Source organism: Micromonospora cabrerizensis, from assembly GCF_022230955.1.
Classification (GTDB): Bacteria; Actinomycetota; Actinomycetes; order Mycobacteriales; family Micromonosporaceae; genus Micromonospora; species Micromonospora cabrerizensis.
Genome location: NZ_JAKKFI010000125.1, coordinates 1 through 14,841, shown reverse-complemented (window position 1 = coordinate 14,841; position 14,841 = coordinate 1). Strand labels below are relative to the sequence as shown.

Below are 14,841 nucleotides of genomic sequence, written 5' to 3'. Positions count from 1 at the left end.
GGGGCCGTCGCGAACGGACCGGCGGCGGATGCCGCGCCGCAGCGCCCCGGGTCCGTCGGTCCCTACACTGCCCGGATGGGATCCGACTGCCTGTTCTGCCGCATCGTCGCCGGGGAGATCCCGGCCACCGTGGTCCGGGAGACCGACACCACGCTCGCGTTCCGCGACATCGACCCCAAGGCGCCGGTGCACGTCCTGGTCGTGCCGAAGGAGCACTACGCCGACGTCGCCACGCTCGCCCAGGGTGACCCGGCGCTGGCCGCCGACGTGCTGGCGACGTCCGCCGCGGTGGCGGAGGACGAGGGCCTGCTCGGCGACGGTTTCCGGCTGATGTTCAACACCGGCGCGTACGGCGGGCAGGAGGTGTTCCACGTGCACGCGCACCTGCTCGGTGGCGCGCCGCTCGGCCCGATGCTCGCCCGGGACCTGACGTGACGGCAGGCTCGACGCCGGACAGCCGAGTGGACGAGCGCCTGGGCCGGTTGGTTCGGCGGGTGCAGGCCGACGCCCGGGTGCCGGCGGTGTCGGCGGCGCTGCACCGGGCCGACCGACCGCTGTGGAGCTGCACCGTCGGCGAGACCGGCACCGACAACCCGTTGGGGCCGGGCACCCAGTTCCGGATCGGCTCGGTCACCAAGACGTTCACCGCGGTGCTGGTCCTGCAGTGTCGCGACGACGGGCTGCTGGACCTGGACGACCCGGTGGGCCGGCACCTGGACCTGCCCGCACACGGCGAGCTGACCGTGCGCCGGTTGCTGTCGCACACCGCCGGTCTGCAACGTGAGCCGTTCGGCGACGTCTGGGACAGCCTGCGCGCGCCGGACGCCGACCAGTTGGTGGCAGAGCTGGACCGGGCCGAGCGGGTGCTGCCGACGGCCCGTCGGTTCCACTACTCCAACCTGGGCCTGGCCGTGCTCGGTCAACTGGTCGCCCGGCTGCGCGGCGAGAGTTGGGCGCAGGCCCTCACCGGGCGGATCCTCACGCCGCTGGGGCTGGCCGACACCACCGTGACCCCTCGACCGACGGCGGCCACCGGCTTCCTGGTCGACGCGTACTCCGACGAGGCGCACCCGGAGCCGCCGACCGACTTCGGTGCGGTCGGCCCGGCCGCCCAGCTCTGGAGCACCGCGACCGACATGGCGCGCTGGGCGGCGTTCCTGGCCGACCCGGCGGCACTGGACCCGACCGGCGCGGTGCTCGCCCCCGCGACCCTGGACGAGATGCGCTGGCCGGTGACCACCACTGACGAGACGCTCTGGGGCGCGGGCTTCGGCCTCGGCCTGATCCTCATCCCGCAGGGGGAACGGGTGATGCACGTGGGGCACGACGGAGCCATGCCCGGTTTCCTCGCCGGGGTGTACGGCCGGCGGGGCGGCGACGGCACTCCCGCAGCGATGGGTGCCGCGGTGCTCGGTTCGTCCGGCACGGCGGCCGAGCTGTTCGACCTGACGCACCAGCTGCTGGCCGCGGCGGTCGAGCACGACCCGGCCGAGATCGAGCCGTGGCGACCGGGGGCACCCGCCCCGGCGGCCCTGCGGGGCGTGCTCGGCCGCTGGTGGGGGGAGGGGTTCGAATACCTCTTCTCCTGGCACGACGGCGCTCTGCGGGCCCGGGGCGCCAACGATCCGGCCGGGCGCCCGCCGGCGATCTTCACGCCGCTGCCGGACCAGCCGGACGTCTTCCGCACCACCTCCGGTCGGGAGGCCGGTGAGCTGCTGCGGCTGACCCGGGACGAGACCGGCGCGGTGGTCCGGATGCACTGGGCGACGTACCGGTTCACTCGCCACCAGGAGACCTTCGAGGGGTACGACTTCCGGGCCGGGAGTTGATCGCGGCCAGCGGAAATGGGCGCGATGCGGCCCGCGTTGAACGGATACGATGGGTGTAACGTCCGCACGCCAGGCCAGCAGGCCGGCGCCGAGATCGAGAGCAGGTGGCGCAGGGCCCTACGGGCCCGACCTATGACCGGCACCCCACCTCCCGGCCCGCCCCGGGTGCAGACCAGGATCACCGTGCCCGACTCGAAGATCATGGTCAATCTGCTCGGCGCAGGCGACGAGATCCTCCGACTCGTCGAACGCTCGGTCGCCAGTGACGTGCACGTTCGCGGCAATGAGATCACCATCACCGGTGAGCCCGCGGACAACGCCCTCGCCGAGCGCGTCTTCAGTGAGCTGCTCGAACTCATCGAGAAAGGCGAGACCCTGACCACTGACGCCGTCCGGCGTACCGTCGGCATGCTCGAGCAGGGCAGCGCCGAGCGGCCCGCCGAGGTTCTGACGCTCAACATCCTCTCCCGTCGCGGGCGCACCATCCGCCCCAAGACGCTGGGTCAGAAGCGGTACGTCGACGCGATCGACTCGAACACCATCGTCTTCGGCATCGGCCCGGCCGGCACCGGCAAGACCTACCTGGCGATGGCGAAGGCCGTCCAGGCGTTGCAGGCCAAGCAGGTCAACCGGATCATCCTGACCCGGCCGGCCGTGGAGGCGGGTGAACGACTGGGCTTCCTGCCCGGCACGCTCAACGAGAAGATCGACCCGTACCTGCGCCCGCTCTACGACGCGCTGCACGAGATGCTCGACCCGGAGACGATCCCCAAGCTGATGGCCGCCGGCACGATCGAGGTCGCGCCACTGGCGTACATGCGGGGCCGGACGCTGAGTGACGCGTTCATCATCCTGGACGAGGCGCAGAACACGACGCCCGAGCAGATGAAGATGTTCCTCACCCGACTCGGCTTCAATTCCAAGATCGTCGTGACCGGTGACGTCACCCAGGTGGACCTTCCCGGCGGGACGAGCAGCGGCCTGCGGGTCGTCCGGGAGATCCTGGGAAACGTCGACGACGTGCACTTCGCCCAGTTGTCCAGCACCGACGTGGTCCGCCACCGTCTGGTCGGGGAGATCGTCGACGCGTACGCCCGCTGGGACGCCGAGCGGGAGGACCAGCAGGCGCAGGGCGTCCATGCCGTGCCCGGGCGACCCGCCCAGGGCGGCCGGGCCGCCCGCCGCCGCTAAAGCAGAGGAAAGCAGTTGTCCATCGAGATCGCCAACGAGTCCGGTGTCGACGTCGACACCGACGCCGTGCTCGCCGTCGCCCGGCACGCCCTCGACGAGATGGGGGTCAACCCCCTCGCCGAGTTGTCCGTGCTGTTGGTCGACATCGACTACATGACCGAGCTGAACCACCGCTGGATGGGTGGCGAGGGCCCGACCGACGTGCTCGCCTTCCCCATGGACGAGGGCAGTGTCGACCACGGCCCGGGTGAGTCCGCGCCGGCCGGCGGCGAGCCCGCCCTGCTCGGCGACATCGTGCTGTGCCCCGAGGTCGCGTCCAAGCAGGCGGCGACCGCCGGGCACACGCCGGCCGACGAGCTGCACCTGCTCACCGTGCACGGGGTGCTGCACCTGCTCGGGTACGACCACGCCGAGCCGGAGGAGGAGCGGGAGATGTTCGCGCTCCAGGCCCGACTGCTGGGCAGCTGGCGGTCGACCCGCACCCAGTGATGTCCACTCCTCCGTTACTCGCGGCCGGTGCCACCGCCGGCCTTCCCGACCTGCAGCTGATCGTCTTCGCCGCCGGCCTGGTGGTGCTGGCCGGTCTGATCGCGATGACCGAGGCGGCTCTCGCCGCAGTCTCGCCGGCCCGGGCCGCCGAGCTGGCCCGCGACGGTGTGCGCGGTGCGCGCACCCTCCAGGTCGTCGCCGGCGACGTCGTCCGGCACCTCAACCTGCTCCTGCTGTTGCGGCTGCTCGCCGAGCTGACCGCCACCACGCTGGTGGCGCTTGTCGCGGTGGACAGCTTCGGTGCGGGCTGGCGGGCCGCGCTGGTGACCGCCGGCGCGATGACCGTGGTCAGCTTCGTGGTCGTCGGCGTCGCACCGCGCACCATCGGCCGGCAGCACGCGTACGCCGTGGGGCGTGCGGTGGCGCCGATGGTCCGCTGGCTGGGCCGGGCGCTCAACCCGCTCGCGTCGTTGCTGATCCTGATCGGCAACGCGGTCACGCCGGGCCGCGGCTTCCGGGAGGGGCCGTTCGCCACCCAGGTGGAGTTGCGGGAGCTGGTCGACCTGGCCGAGCAACGCGGCGTGGTCGAGCACGGCGAGCGTCAGATGATCCACTCGGTCTTCGCCCTCGGCGACACCATCGCCCGTGAGGTGATGGTGCCGCGTACGGAGATGGTGTGGATCGAGGAGGGCAAGACGCTCGCGCAGGCGCTGGCGCTCTTCCTGCGTTCCGGTTTCTCCCGCATCCCGGTGATCGGCGAGAGCGTCGACGACGTGCTGGGTGTGCTCTACCTCAAGGACCTGATCCGGCGTTCCCGGGGCGGTGACCCGGCGGCCGAGCAGTTGCCGGTGGCCGAGCTGATGCGCCCGGCGACCTTCGTACCGGAGTCCAAGCCGGTCGACGACCTCCTGTCGGAGATGCAGGCGGCCCGCAACCACCTGGTCATCGTCGTCGACGAGTACGGCGGCACCGGCGGTCTGGTCACCATCGAGGACATCCTGGAGGAGATCGTCGGTGAGATCACCGACGAGTACGATGTCGAACGCCCGCCCGTCGAACGTCTGGCGGACTCCTCGGTGCGGGTGACCGCCCGCCTCCCGGTGGAGAACCTGGGCGAGATGTTCGACACCGATCTGCCCACCGACGAGGTGGAGACGGTCGGTGGCCTGCTCGCCCAGTCGCTGGGGCGGGTGCCGCTCCCCGGTGCGGAGGCGGAGGTCGCCGGCCTCCGGCTGGTGGCCGAGGGCACCACCGGCCGGCGCAACCGGATCGACACGGTCCTGGTCAGCCGGGTGGAGTCGGGCCACGAACAGGACACCGCGGGGCGTGGCGACCACGCCGGCCCCGGGGACGACACGGACAACTACCGAGATGACGAGAGGCAAGCCGCCGATGCCTGACACACCCGCCGCGCCCGCCCGACCCGCCCCCACCGCGTCGGCGACGCTCAGCGCCGAGGACGGCAAGCTCGTCGTCCTGGCCCGGGGAGCCCGCGGACGGGTCGGTGCCGTGGAGGGCGCCGCGGTCCGGGATCAGGACGGCCGGACGTACGCGGCGGCCAGTGTCGCTCTGCCCTCGTTGACCCTCACCGCTCTGCAGTTGGCGGTCGCGTCGGCCGTGGCGGCCGGTGCGAGCCGGCTGGAGGCCGCGGCGGTGGTGACCGAGGCGTCGACGCTGGACGGCGCCGGTCACGCGGCGGTGCGTGACCTCGCGGTGGACGCGCCGATCCACCTGGCCGCTCCCGACGGCACGGTCCTCGGCACGGTGACCCAGTGAGCCCCGTGCAGGACCCGGAGGCACGGCCGTACCGTGCCGGGTTCGGCTGCTTCGTCGGCCGGCCCAACGCGGGCAAGTCGACGCTGACCAACGCCATCGTCGGCACCAAGATCGCGATCACCTCGAACAAGCCGCAGACCACCCGGCACGTCATCCGGGCCGTGCTGCACCGACCGGAGTCGCAGCTGGTCCTGGTCGACACCCCGGGCCTGCACCGCCCTCGTACGCTGCTCGGCGAGCGCCTCAACGACCTGGTCCGGTCCACCTGGACTGAGGTCGACGTGATCGGCCTGTGCATCCCGGCCGACGAGCCGGTCGGGCGCGGTGACCGGTTCATCACCGGCGAGCTGGCCGAGTTGAAGGCGACAGTGCTGGCGGTGGTCACCAAGACCGACCTGGTCGACAAGCGCCGCCTGGCGGAGCAGTTGCTCGCGGTGAGCCAGATGGGGGAGTTCGCCGAGATCGTGCCGGTGAGCGCGGTGTCCGGGCACCAGGTAGACACTCTGGTCGACGTGATGACCAAATATCTGCCGCCGTCGCCGCAGCTCTACCCGGACGACATGCTGACCGACGACCCCGAGCAGGTTCTCGTCGCGGAGCTGATCCGGGAGGCCGCCCTGGAGGGGGTCCGGGACGAGCTGCCGCACTCCATCGCCGTGGTGGTGGAGGAGATGATCCCCGAGGGTCAGGTCATGAAGATCTACGCCGACCTGTACGTGGAGCGGCCCAGCCAGAAGGCCATCGTTCTCGGTCACAAGGCGAGCCGGCTCAAGGAGGTCGGCACCAACGCCCGCCGGCAGATCGAGGAGCTGTTGGGCGGCCGGGTCTATCTCGACCTGCACGTGCGGGTCGCGAAGGACTGGCAGCGCGACCCGAAGCAGCTGCGCAAGCTGGGTTTCTGATCCACCGCATCGGCCGGCCGGGTGATCCGGTCCGGCCGGGCGCCGCCGTACCCCATGATCGTCTTCGGTCTGGTGGGTGGAAAGGCTCACGTTTGGTCGGGGTGGTGGCCGTTTCGCGCGGGCGCCGCGCAGGGTAGGGGAGTTACGCCCCGCGTCCCCGACCCAGATGCAGGCTGATGCGCAACCGGTACCTCGATCTGCTCCGTTTCCTGGCCATCGTTCGAGTGGTCGTCTACCACGTCACCGGATGGGCGACCCTCACCCTCGTCTTCCCCGCCATGTCGGTGATGTTCGCGCTGGCCGGCTCGCTGATGGCCGCGTCGCTGACCCGCTCCGGGCCGGCGGCGGTCGGGCGGCGGCTGCGGCGGCTGCTGCCGTCGTTGTGGGTGCTCGCGGTGGTCTTCGTGCCGGCCATGCTGCTCAGCGGGATGCCGCTGAGCCCCCGGGTGCTGCTGTGGCTGTTTCCGATCGCCGACCCGCCGGCCAACAACTGGGGCGCCCTGGCGCTGAGCATCATCTGGTACCTGCGCGACTACCTGTGGTTCGTGCTCGCCTCACCGGTCGCGTTCTGGCTGTTCCGTCGTGCGCCGCTGCCCACCCTGCTCGCCCCGTACCTCCTGCTGGTGGCGATCGAGGTGGGGATCTACCCGGCGCCGCCGGTGCTGCGCGAGTTCGGGCTCTACTTCGGAGCATGGATGCTCGGCTTCGCCCACCACGCCGGGATGCTGCGCCGGCTTGCCGGCCGGGTGCTGTACCCGGTCGCGCTCGTGCTCGCGGTGAGCGGCGGCGCCTGGATCGTCGCGCATCCCGGCCCGCGCGGGTACGACCTCAACGACAACCACCTCGGCAACGCGTTGTGGTCGGCCGCTTTCATCCTGATCGTGCTGGGTCGGGGCCCCGCCGGGGTGGCCTGGCTGGGCCGAAGCCGGCTGGCCGACCGGGCGGTGACCGTGGTCAACCGGCGGGCGCTCACCATCTATCTCTGGCACATGCCGTTCGTGGTGGCGCTCACCCCGCTGGTCGACGTGGTGGGTTGGTCCCATCAGGACCCGGTGGGTCTGGCCATCCGGGTGGTGCTGGTCTTCGCGCTGGTCGGGCTGGTCACCCTGGCCATCGGCTGGGTCGAGGACGTCGCCGCCCGCCGCCGTCCGGAGCTGATCCCCGGCGGCCCCGCCGAGGCCACCGAGCCGGCCGACCAGCCCGACGCCGAGCGTTGCGGCCGTCCCGACGAGCAGCCGGCCGGGGTGACCCTCGGGCGGGCGGTGGTGCCGCCGCAGCGGACTCGGGCGGTGGTGCCGCCGCACGGGGTTGAGGCGGTGGTGCCGTCGTACGGGGCTGAGGCGGTGCCACCGCAGCGGTCTGAGGCGGCACGCAGCGACGTCAGCGCTGGCTGATCGTGACGTCGCCGCTGCCGGCCGAGCCGTCGAGCACGGCGGTCGCGGCCGGATCGTGCGTGACGGTGATCCGCGCGTCGCCGGACCCGGTGCTGGAGCGCACCTGGTACTGGCCCGCCGGCACCAGCAGCGTGACGTCGCCGCTGGAGGCGTGCGCGCGGGCCGAGGCGGGCTTGTCCAACTCCACGGTGACATTGCCGGAGCCTGCCTCGGCGTCCGCCGCGCCACCGAGGCGGCGCGCCGTGATGTCGCCCGAGCCGGCGCGCAGGCGGATCGCCCCGCTGGCCTCGCTCACCTCGATGTTCCCGGAGCCGGTCTCCACCGTGACCGCGCCGGAGGCACCGCTGACCCGGACGTCACCGGAGCCCAGCCGCAGGTCCACCGCACCGACCCGGCTCAGCTCGACATCGCCGGAGCCGGACTCGCCCTGAAGGGCGACGCCCTCCGGCACGGCCACCTCGTAGGAGACGCTGCACCGGTCGCCACAGTCGGTGTCCAGCACCAGCTCGCTGCCCTTGATCTCGTAGCGGGCCTCGGGCTCCCCGCCCTGGTAGCGCACCACCCGCTTGATCTTCGCCTCCGCGGCGGTGCCGGTGCCCCGGACGATCACGTCGCCGGCACCCGGCAGCACCCGGATGGTGGTGATCTTCACGGCCTCGGTGTCGTCGTAGTCGAGTCGGCGCATGGCCAGGTTGTCGCACCCGGCGAGCACGATGAGGGCGGTTGCCAGCCCCAGGGCGACGGGGGCGGCGGCGCGACGACGGCGAGCGTCGGTGGTGGGTTGCAATGCCATGGCCAGCACGCTACGGCCGGTGAGGAGCCACGCGCATCGGGGTTCATCCGCGCATCCACCCCGAACCGACCCTGATTTCACACCCCGAGGGAGAATGGCCCGATGGCCGGGTATCGCCGACAGCTCTACCGCGACGACGCGGTGGTGCTGCGTGTGCAGAAACTCGGCGAGTCCGACCGGATCATCACCCTGCTGACCCGTCGGCACGGCCGGCTGCGCGCGGTGGCCCGAGGCATCCGCCGCACCACCAGCAAGTTCGGTGCCCGGCTGGAGCCGTTCGGCCACGTCGACCTCCAGCTCGCCGGCGACCCGAAGGGCAACCACGGCAGCTCACTGCACACCGTCAGCCAGGTCGAGGGCATCGAGCTGTACGGCAAGCGGTTCCTGGGTGACTATCCGCGCTACACGGCGGCGAGTGCGATCGCCGAGACCGCCGAGCGGCTGACCCCGGTGGAGCGGGAGCCGTCGCTGCGGCTGTTCCAGCTCACCGTGGGCGCGCTGAAGGCGTTGTCCCGGGGTGAGCACGACACCACCCTGGTGCTCGACGCGTACCTGCTGCGGGGGATGGCCCTCGCGGGCTGGGCGCCGGCGCTGATCGCCTGCGCCGTCTGCGGCACCCCCGGCCGGCACCGGGCGTTCTCCGTGCCCGCCGGCGGCGCGGTCTGTCCCGATTGTCGGCCACCCGGCGCGGCCCATCCCGCGCCGGCCACCGTCGACCTGATGTCCGCGCTGACCACCGGCGACTGGGTGCTCGCCGACGCCACCGACCCTGGCGTACGCCGGGAGTGCAGTGGCCTTGTTGCGGCTCACCTGCAGTGGCACCTGGAGCGCGCGCTACGCTCGCTGCCGCTGGTCGACCGGGGTCCCTCGGCGACCAGCACGGCCTCGCCGCCGGATGGCACCGGGGCCGTGGTGCTCCGGCCACGTGGCGACGTCGAGGCCGGGGCGGACGGCGCGAACAGGGAGTGACCGAGTGATCCGATCGAAGAAGGCCGGCCGGCGCGAGCCGACGCCCCCGACACCACACCCGTCCGGCGCCCGACCGCCGGCGCTGCCCGCCGACGCGGTGCCGAAGCACGTGGCGGTGGTGATGGACGGCAACGGTCGCTGGGCCAAGGACCGCGGGTTGCCCCGCACCAAGGGGCACGAGGCGGGGGAGCACAGCCTCTTCGACACCATCGAGGGTGCGATCGAGATGGGCATCCCGTACCTGTCGGTGTACGCGTTCTCCACCGAGAACTGGCGGCGCTCGCCCGACGAGGTCCGGTTCCTGATGGGGTTCAACCGGGACGTGATCCGTCGCCGCCGCGACGAGTTGGTCGACCTGGGCGTGCGGGTGGTCTGGTCGGGCCGGGCCGGGCGGTTGTGGAAGAGCGTCATCTCCGAGTTGCAGACCGCCGAGGAGATGTCCCGGGACAACTCGACGCTGACCCTGCAGTTCTGCGTCAACTACGGCGGGCAGGCCGAGATCGGCGACGCCGCAGCCGCGATCGCCCGGGACGTGGCGGCCGGCCGACTGGACCCGGCGAAGGTCAACGAGAAGACCGTCGCGAAGTACCTGTACCACCCGGAGGTCCCGGAGGTGGACCTGTTCCTGCGCCCCTCCGGGGAGGAACGGATCTCCAACTTCCTGCTCTGGCAGGCCGCGTACGCCGAGCTCGTCTTCCTGGACACGCTCTGGCCCGACTTCGATCGCCGCCACCTCTGGTACGCGTGTGAGCTGTACGCGCAGCGGGACCGGCGCTTCGGCGGGGCGCTGCCCAACCCGGTCGCCCCGGTTCTCTGAACCGACGCTTACCCGCACGTCACTCTGGGTATCAGAGACGTCAGAAGCCACTGACGGAGGTGAACCCACATGATCCAGAAGCGCATTGCCCAGTGGGCGGTGATGGCGGTCGCGGTGCCACTGGCCGCTGCCGGTGCTCGCCGGCTCAGCCACACCCTGGAGGCCCGGCGTGGTCCCTCCGGCGTGACCCGGCTGCTGACCAAGGGCGCTGACCTGATGCGCCCGCAGAAGGCCAAGCGCCGCCGCTTCTTCTGACCCAGACCCCCACCCTCCCCGGCGCCGCCCACATCCCCCGTGTGGGCGGCGCCACCCCATGCCCACCCCGCCCCGCGCCCACCCGGTCGATCTTGGAGTTGGGTGGGCGGTTCCGCCGCTTTCGCGACTTCTGTGGGGCACCACAAGTCCATGATCGACGCGGCTGGGGGTGTGGGGGCGTGGGGGCGTGGGGTTCGGCGGGGGGACCCGGCTGTTGTTTTGAGGTCTCGTCATCTGGGCGGCGGGTAGGGTCCGGAAGTGGCGGGACTACGGCGGTTTGGGGTGGGTGTGCGGGACCTTCGGTTCAAGATGATCATGGCGTTGAACGCGGCGGATCTGGGCGACCCGATCTGCGAACAGGTGGCCGACATCTGTGCCGAGATCGCCGAGCAGCACTGCGCCGAGTTCGGCCACACCCCCCAGGTACGCACCGGCGAGATCGCCGAGCTGGCCACCGGCGAGCCGGCCCTGACCTGGGCGCCGTCGACCTCCGACACCGGGCAGCGTGCCTGGTGACCGCGCCCGCCCCCGCCGTCGACGTCCGCCGTGGCGAGGACCGCTTCACCACCCGGATCTCGTGGCTGGACTCCCACCACTCGTTCTCGTTCTCCCGGCACTACGACCCGGCCAACACCCACCACGGTGTGCTGCTGGTCAACAACGACGACGTGGTGCGACCCGGCGCCGGCTTCGAGACCCACCCGCACCAGGACATGGAGATCGTCACCTGGGTGCTACGGGGCTCCCTGGTGCACCAGGACTCCACCGGGCACTCCGGGGTGATCTACCCGGGGCTGGCCCAGCGGATGAGCGCCGGCACCGGCATCCTGCACTCGGAGAAGAACGACGCCTGGCGGCTCAACAACCAGGAGCCGCACACCGACCCGGTCCACTTCGTGCAGATGTGGGTGCTCCCCGACGAGCAGGGCGTCGACCCCGGCTACGAGCAGTTGGAGATCGAGGACGAGCTGCTCCGCGGCGGCCTCGTGCCGATCGCCTCCGGGATGGAACGCTACGACGGCGCGTCCGCCATCCGGATCCGCAACCGGTACGCGACCCTGCACGCCGCCCGACTCGCCCCCGGCGACGAGGTCACCATCCCCGACGCGCCCTACGTGCACGTGTACGTGCCCGACGGCACGGTGACCCTGGAGGGCAGCGGCCCACTCGGCACCGGCGACGCGGCCCGGCTCACCAGGACCGGCGGCCGACGGGTCACCGCCGACGAACCGGCCGAGATCCTCGTCTGGGAGATGCACGCCACGGTCACCTGACCCCACGGTGGGCGGGGTCAGGTGACCGTCGCCCAGGTCAGGCGGGGGACTCGGCGCGGTCGCCGGCCCAGGTGGTGTGGAACGAGCCGTCCCGGTCCACCCGCTGGTAGGTGTGCGCCCCGAAGTTGTCCCGCAGGCCCTGGATCAGCGCGGCGGGCAGCCGCTCGGCGCGCAGCGCGTCGAAGTACGCCAGCGACGACGAGAACGCGGGCGTCGGCACACCGGCCCGGGTCGCGTCACCCACCACCCGACGCCAGCTCGGCACACCGGCGGCGACCGCCTCGGCGAAGTACGGCGCCACCAGCAGCGTCGACAGGTCGGGCTGCTGGTCGTACGCCTCGCGGATCCGGTTGAGGAAGCGGGCCCGGATGATGCAGCCGCCCCGCCAGATCGTCGCGGTGCCGCCGAGGTCGATATCCCAGTCGTACTCCTGGCTGCCGGCGCGGATGTGGTCGAAGCCCTGCGCGTACGCGACGATCTTGGAGGCGAGCAGCGCCCGGCGGACGTCCTCGATGAACGCCTCCCGGTCGGCGACCTGCCACTTCTCACCCGCGTCCGGGAACGCCCGACGGGCCGCCTCCCGCTGGTCGACGTGCCCGGAGAGCGACCGGGCGAAGGTCGCCTCGGCGATCCCGGTGATCGGGATGCCCAGGTCCAGGGCGCTCTGCACGGTCCACCGGCCGGTGCCCTTCTGCTCGGCCCGGTCCTGCACGATGTCCACGAACGCCCGCCCGGTCGCCGCGTCGGTGTGCGCCAGCACATCGGCGGTGATCTCGATGAGGAACGACTCCAGCTCGCCGTTGTTCCAGTCGCGGAAGATCTCCGCGATCTCCGCCGGCTCCGCGCCGAGACCGGCCCGAAGCAGGTCGTACGCCTCGGCGATGAGCTGCATGTCGGCGTACTCGATGCCGTTGTGCACCATCTTGACGAAGTGCCCGGCGCCGTCCGGCCCGACGTGCATGCAGCACGGCACGCCGTCCACCTGCGCGGCGATCTTCTCGAACATCGGCCCGAGCTTCGCGTACGACTCGGTGGAACCGCCCGGCATGATGCTCGGCCCGCGCAGCGCGCCCTCCTCACCGCCGGAGACGCCGGTGCCGCTGAAGTGCAGGCCCTGCGCGCGCAGTGCCTCCTCCCGGCGGCGGGTGTCGGCGAAGTGGGCGTTGCCGCAGTCGACGATGATGTCGCCCTCATCCAGCAGCGGCACCAACTCGTCGATCACCGCGTCGGTGGGCGCACCGGCCTTGACCATGACGATGACCGCGCGGGGCCGCTCCAACGACGCCACGAAGTCGGCCATCGTCTCGCCGGGCACGAACGTGCCCTCGTCGCCGTGCTCGGCAACCAGGCTGCGGGTGCGTTCGGGCGAGCGGTTGTGCACTGCCACCGTGAAGCCGTTGCGGGCCAGGTTGCGGGCCACATTCCGGCCCATCACCGCCAGCCCGGTCACACCAATCTGCGCCCTCGCCTGCTCAACCATCCGTGCCGCCACCTCTCGCCGTCGTGTCAATGTGCTGCGACGGTATCGCGACGCAGGGGCCGTGGGGGAGCGCCGTCCAACAGCCGGTCACCGGCCGATGGCACTCAGCCCTGGGCCAGCCGGTTTTCCACGTGCGCCACCTTCGCGGTGAGCGCGTCGGTCACCCCCGGCCGGATGTCGGCCTTGAGCACCACACTCACCCGGGGCGCCTGCGCGCCCACCACGTCGACCGCCCGCTTGACGACCGCCATCACCTCGTCCCACTCGCCCTCGATCGTGGTGAACATGGCATCGGTGCGGTTGGGCAGGCCCGAGTCACGGACCACCCCTACCGCCTCGGCGACCAGGTCACCGACGGACTCACCGACACCGAGCGGGGTTATCGAGAACGCGATCAGCATGTTGCCGATGGTGCCAGGAAAATCGGCTGCGCCGCCGCACCCGGGGTCGATAGAGTGCGGGTATGCGCTACTGACGCCCCATCTTCCGAGCCGGCCCGCCGCCCCGCGTCGCGGTCCGTGCGCTCCCGGGCGTCCCGCATCTCCCACCCGCCATTCGGCGGCGCTGGCCGTGTCCCGACCCCCGGTGAGCAGTCCCTTCCCCGTTGGACCGTCGCAGGACGACGGTCACCAGCCGATCCGACCGACCGCCGGCGCGCGGGACCGGCCGTGCCGGTCGGCTTTGAAGGAGGCCCGGATGCCTGCCAGGCGCAATCCGAAGAAGTCCCGCAGTACGCCGCTCGGCACCCAATCGGCGGCCGAGCACAGCCTGCTCCCACCGACCCGCCACGACCTCGACCGCGCGGTCGACCCGGTGGTGCGGGGCAAGCCGGCGTTGCTGGCCGAGCCGGCGTTGCTGGCCGAGCCGGCGGTGCTGGCCGAGCCGGCGGTGCTGGCCGAGCCGGTGCTGCCGGCGGTGTTGGTCGACCCGTCTGTGCTGGCCGAGCCGGCGTTGCTGGCCGAGCCGGTGCTGCCGGCGGTGTTGGTCGACCCGTCTGTGCGGGGCGAGCCGGCGTTGCTGGCCGAGCCGGCGCTCCAGGCGCCGACGGTGGGTGAGCTGCCGCCGTCGATCGACGTGCCCGCAGCAGTCGACGCGCCGTCGCTGACGGAGCTGCCGAAGGCGGCCAAGCGACCGCCGGCGCCGACAGCCGGACCGCCGCAGGGTGGGGGCAACCGCTCCGGCGGCGGTCGCAGTCAACAGACCGGTCAGGCCCGCCGCTACGCCTTCCGCCGCAGCTGACCGGTCCACCCCCTGCCCTGCCCGCGCCCCGTGCCCTTCCCGCGCCCCGTGCCCTGCCCGCGCCCGGTGCCCGGTGCGCGCGGCGGTTGATGGCAGCAAGTTCAGGGATGTAGTGGCCTCCGTCGCCAAGGAGGCCACTACATCCCTGATGTTGTGCGGATCTTGCCCGCGCACCCGCGACCCCCGCGATCCCCGCGATCCCCGCGATCCCCGCGATCCCCGCGATCCCCGCGATCCCCGCGATCCCCGCGATCCCCGCGATCCCCGCGATCCCCGCGATCCCCGCGATCCCCGCGATCCCCCGCCTCCCCGCGCCCCCCGCGCTCCCCGCGCTCCCCGCCACCCCCCGCACCCCCCCACCCCCCCGCCCCCCCCGCCCCCCCGCCCCCCCCGACCACCCCCCCCCCGCCCCGCCCCCCCCCCCACCCCGGCC

At 72.3% G+C, this 14,841-nt stretch carries 17 protein-coding genes; 14 read left to right on the top strand and 3 right to left on the bottom strand.

All coding sequences use genetic code 11. From position 1 onward, the window contains the following. Positions 1-75: 75 nt before the first annotated feature. The 8 genes from LADH09A_RS30780 to LADH09A_RS30745 all read left to right on the top strand — a co-directional run bounded on the left by LADH09A_RS30780 (position 76) and on the right by LADH09A_RS30745 (position 7,581). The gene (locus LADH09A_RS30780) at positions 76-435 is read left to right on the top strand and encodes a histidine triad nucleotide-binding protein (RefSeq protein ID WP_238649177.1); all 360 of its coding nucleotides are present in this window, start codon (positions 76-78) and stop codon (positions 433-435) included. Then, on the top strand, positions 432-1,829 hold the full coding sequence (locus tag LADH09A_RS30775; RefSeq protein WP_238649176.1) for a serine hydrolase domain-containing protein: 1,398 nt from the start codon (positions 432-434) through the stop codon (positions 1,827-1,829). The genes LADH09A_RS30780 and LADH09A_RS30775 overlap by 4 nt, the downstream gene beginning before the upstream one ends. 132 nt (positions 1,830-1,961) lie before the next feature. Next, entirely contained in the window at positions 1,962-3,020 is a 1,059-nt protein-coding gene (locus LADH09A_RS30770) for a PhoH family protein (RefSeq protein WP_238649175.1), read from the top strand. Between the two features lie 15 nt (positions 3,021-3,035). After that, entirely contained in the window at positions 3,036-3,509 is a 474-nt protein-coding gene (gene ybeY, locus LADH09A_RS30765; RefSeq protein ID WP_238649174.1) for an rRNA maturation RNase YbeY, read from the top strand. Beyond that, positions 3,485-4,909: a hemolysin family protein gene (locus LADH09A_RS30760; RefSeq protein WP_238649196.1), complete on the top strand. Its 1,425-nt coding sequence runs from the start codon at positions 3,485-3,487 to the stop codon at positions 4,907-4,909. The genes ybeY and LADH09A_RS30760 overlap by 25 nt, the downstream gene beginning before the upstream one ends. Beyond that, complete coding sequence (locus LADH09A_RS30755; protein ID WP_238649173.1) at positions 4,902-5,285, top strand: cytidine deaminase-like protein; 384 nt, start codon at positions 4,902-4,904, stop codon at positions 5,283-5,285. Before LADH09A_RS30760 ends, LADH09A_RS30755 begins: the two co-directional genes overlap by 8 nt. Positions 5,286-5,290: 5 nt before the next feature. After that, positions 5,291-6,187 (top strand): GTPase Era, encoded by an 897-nt coding sequence (gene era, locus LADH09A_RS30750; RefSeq protein WP_372492387.1) that lies wholly within the window; start codon positions 5,291-5,293, stop codon positions 6,185-6,187. 176 nt (positions 6,188-6,363) lie between these two features. Then, positions 6,364-7,581: an acyltransferase family protein gene (locus LADH09A_RS30745; RefSeq protein WP_238649172.1), complete on the top strand. Its 1,218-nt coding sequence runs from the start codon at positions 6,364-6,366 to the stop codon at positions 7,579-7,581. Here LADH09A_RS30745 and LADH09A_RS30740 read toward each other — a convergent pair. Then, the gene (locus LADH09A_RS30740) at positions 7,568-8,374 is read right to left on the bottom strand and encodes a DUF4097 family beta strand repeat-containing protein (RefSeq protein ID WP_238649171.1); all 807 of its coding nucleotides are present in this window, start codon (positions 8,372-8,374) and stop codon (positions 7,568-7,570) included. The two genes, LADH09A_RS30745 and LADH09A_RS30740, sit on opposite strands and share 14 nt — an antisense overlap. 102 nt (positions 8,375-8,476) lie before the next feature. Between LADH09A_RS30740 and recO the strand changes: the two genes are divergently transcribed. From recO to LADH09A_RS30715, 5 genes are all read left to right on the top strand, one after another. Further along, complete coding sequence (gene recO / locus LADH09A_RS30735; RefSeq protein ID WP_238649170.1) at positions 8,477-9,343, top strand: DNA repair protein RecO; 867 nt, start codon at positions 8,477-8,479, stop codon at positions 9,341-9,343. A gap of 4 nt (positions 9,344-9,347) precedes the next feature. Further along, positions 9,348-10,160 (top strand): isoprenyl transferase, encoded by an 813-nt coding sequence (locus LADH09A_RS30730; protein WP_238649169.1) that lies wholly within the window; start codon positions 9,348-9,350, stop codon positions 10,158-10,160. 69 nt (positions 10,161-10,229) lie between these two features. Next, positions 10,230-10,415: a hypothetical protein gene (locus LADH09A_RS30725; RefSeq protein WP_179780512.1), complete on the top strand. Its 186-nt coding sequence runs from the start codon at positions 10,230-10,232 to the stop codon at positions 10,413-10,415. A gap of 258 nt (positions 10,416-10,673) precedes the next feature. Then, the gene (locus tag LADH09A_RS30720) at positions 10,674-10,931 is read left to right on the top strand and encodes a thioredoxin reductase (RefSeq protein ID WP_238649168.1); all 258 of its coding nucleotides are present in this window, start codon (positions 10,674-10,676) and stop codon (positions 10,929-10,931) included. Beyond that, positions 10,928-11,689, top strand: a complete 762-nt coding sequence (locus tag LADH09A_RS30715; protein WP_238649167.1) for a pirin family protein — start codon at positions 10,928-10,930, stop codon at positions 11,687-11,689. Before LADH09A_RS30720 ends, LADH09A_RS30715 begins: the two co-directional genes overlap by 4 nt. 37 nt (positions 11,690-11,726) lie before the next feature. Here LADH09A_RS30715 and gnd read toward each other — a convergent pair whose 3' ends face one another. Together gnd and LADH09A_RS30705 are read right to left on the bottom strand one after the other, a co-directional pair. Then, positions 11,727-13,169, bottom strand: a complete 1,443-nt coding sequence (gene gnd, locus LADH09A_RS30710; RefSeq protein WP_238649166.1) for an NADP-dependent phosphogluconate dehydrogenase — start codon at positions 13,167-13,169, stop codon at positions 11,727-11,729. 104 nt (positions 13,170-13,273) lie between these two features. Next, a complete protein-coding gene (locus tag LADH09A_RS30705; RefSeq protein ID WP_238649165.1) occupies positions 13,274-13,570 on the bottom strand; it encodes an MTH1187 family thiamine-binding protein in 297 nt (98 codons plus the stop codon). A 295-nt stretch (positions 13,571-13,865) separates the two neighbouring features. On the opposite strand from LADH09A_RS30705, the gene LADH09A_RS30700 reads away from it, so the two are divergent. After that, complete coding sequence (locus tag LADH09A_RS30700) at positions 13,866-14,408, top strand: hypothetical protein (protein ID WP_238649164.1); 543 nt, start codon at positions 13,866-13,868, stop codon at positions 14,406-14,408. Positions 14,409-14,841 lie beyond the last annotated feature (433 nt).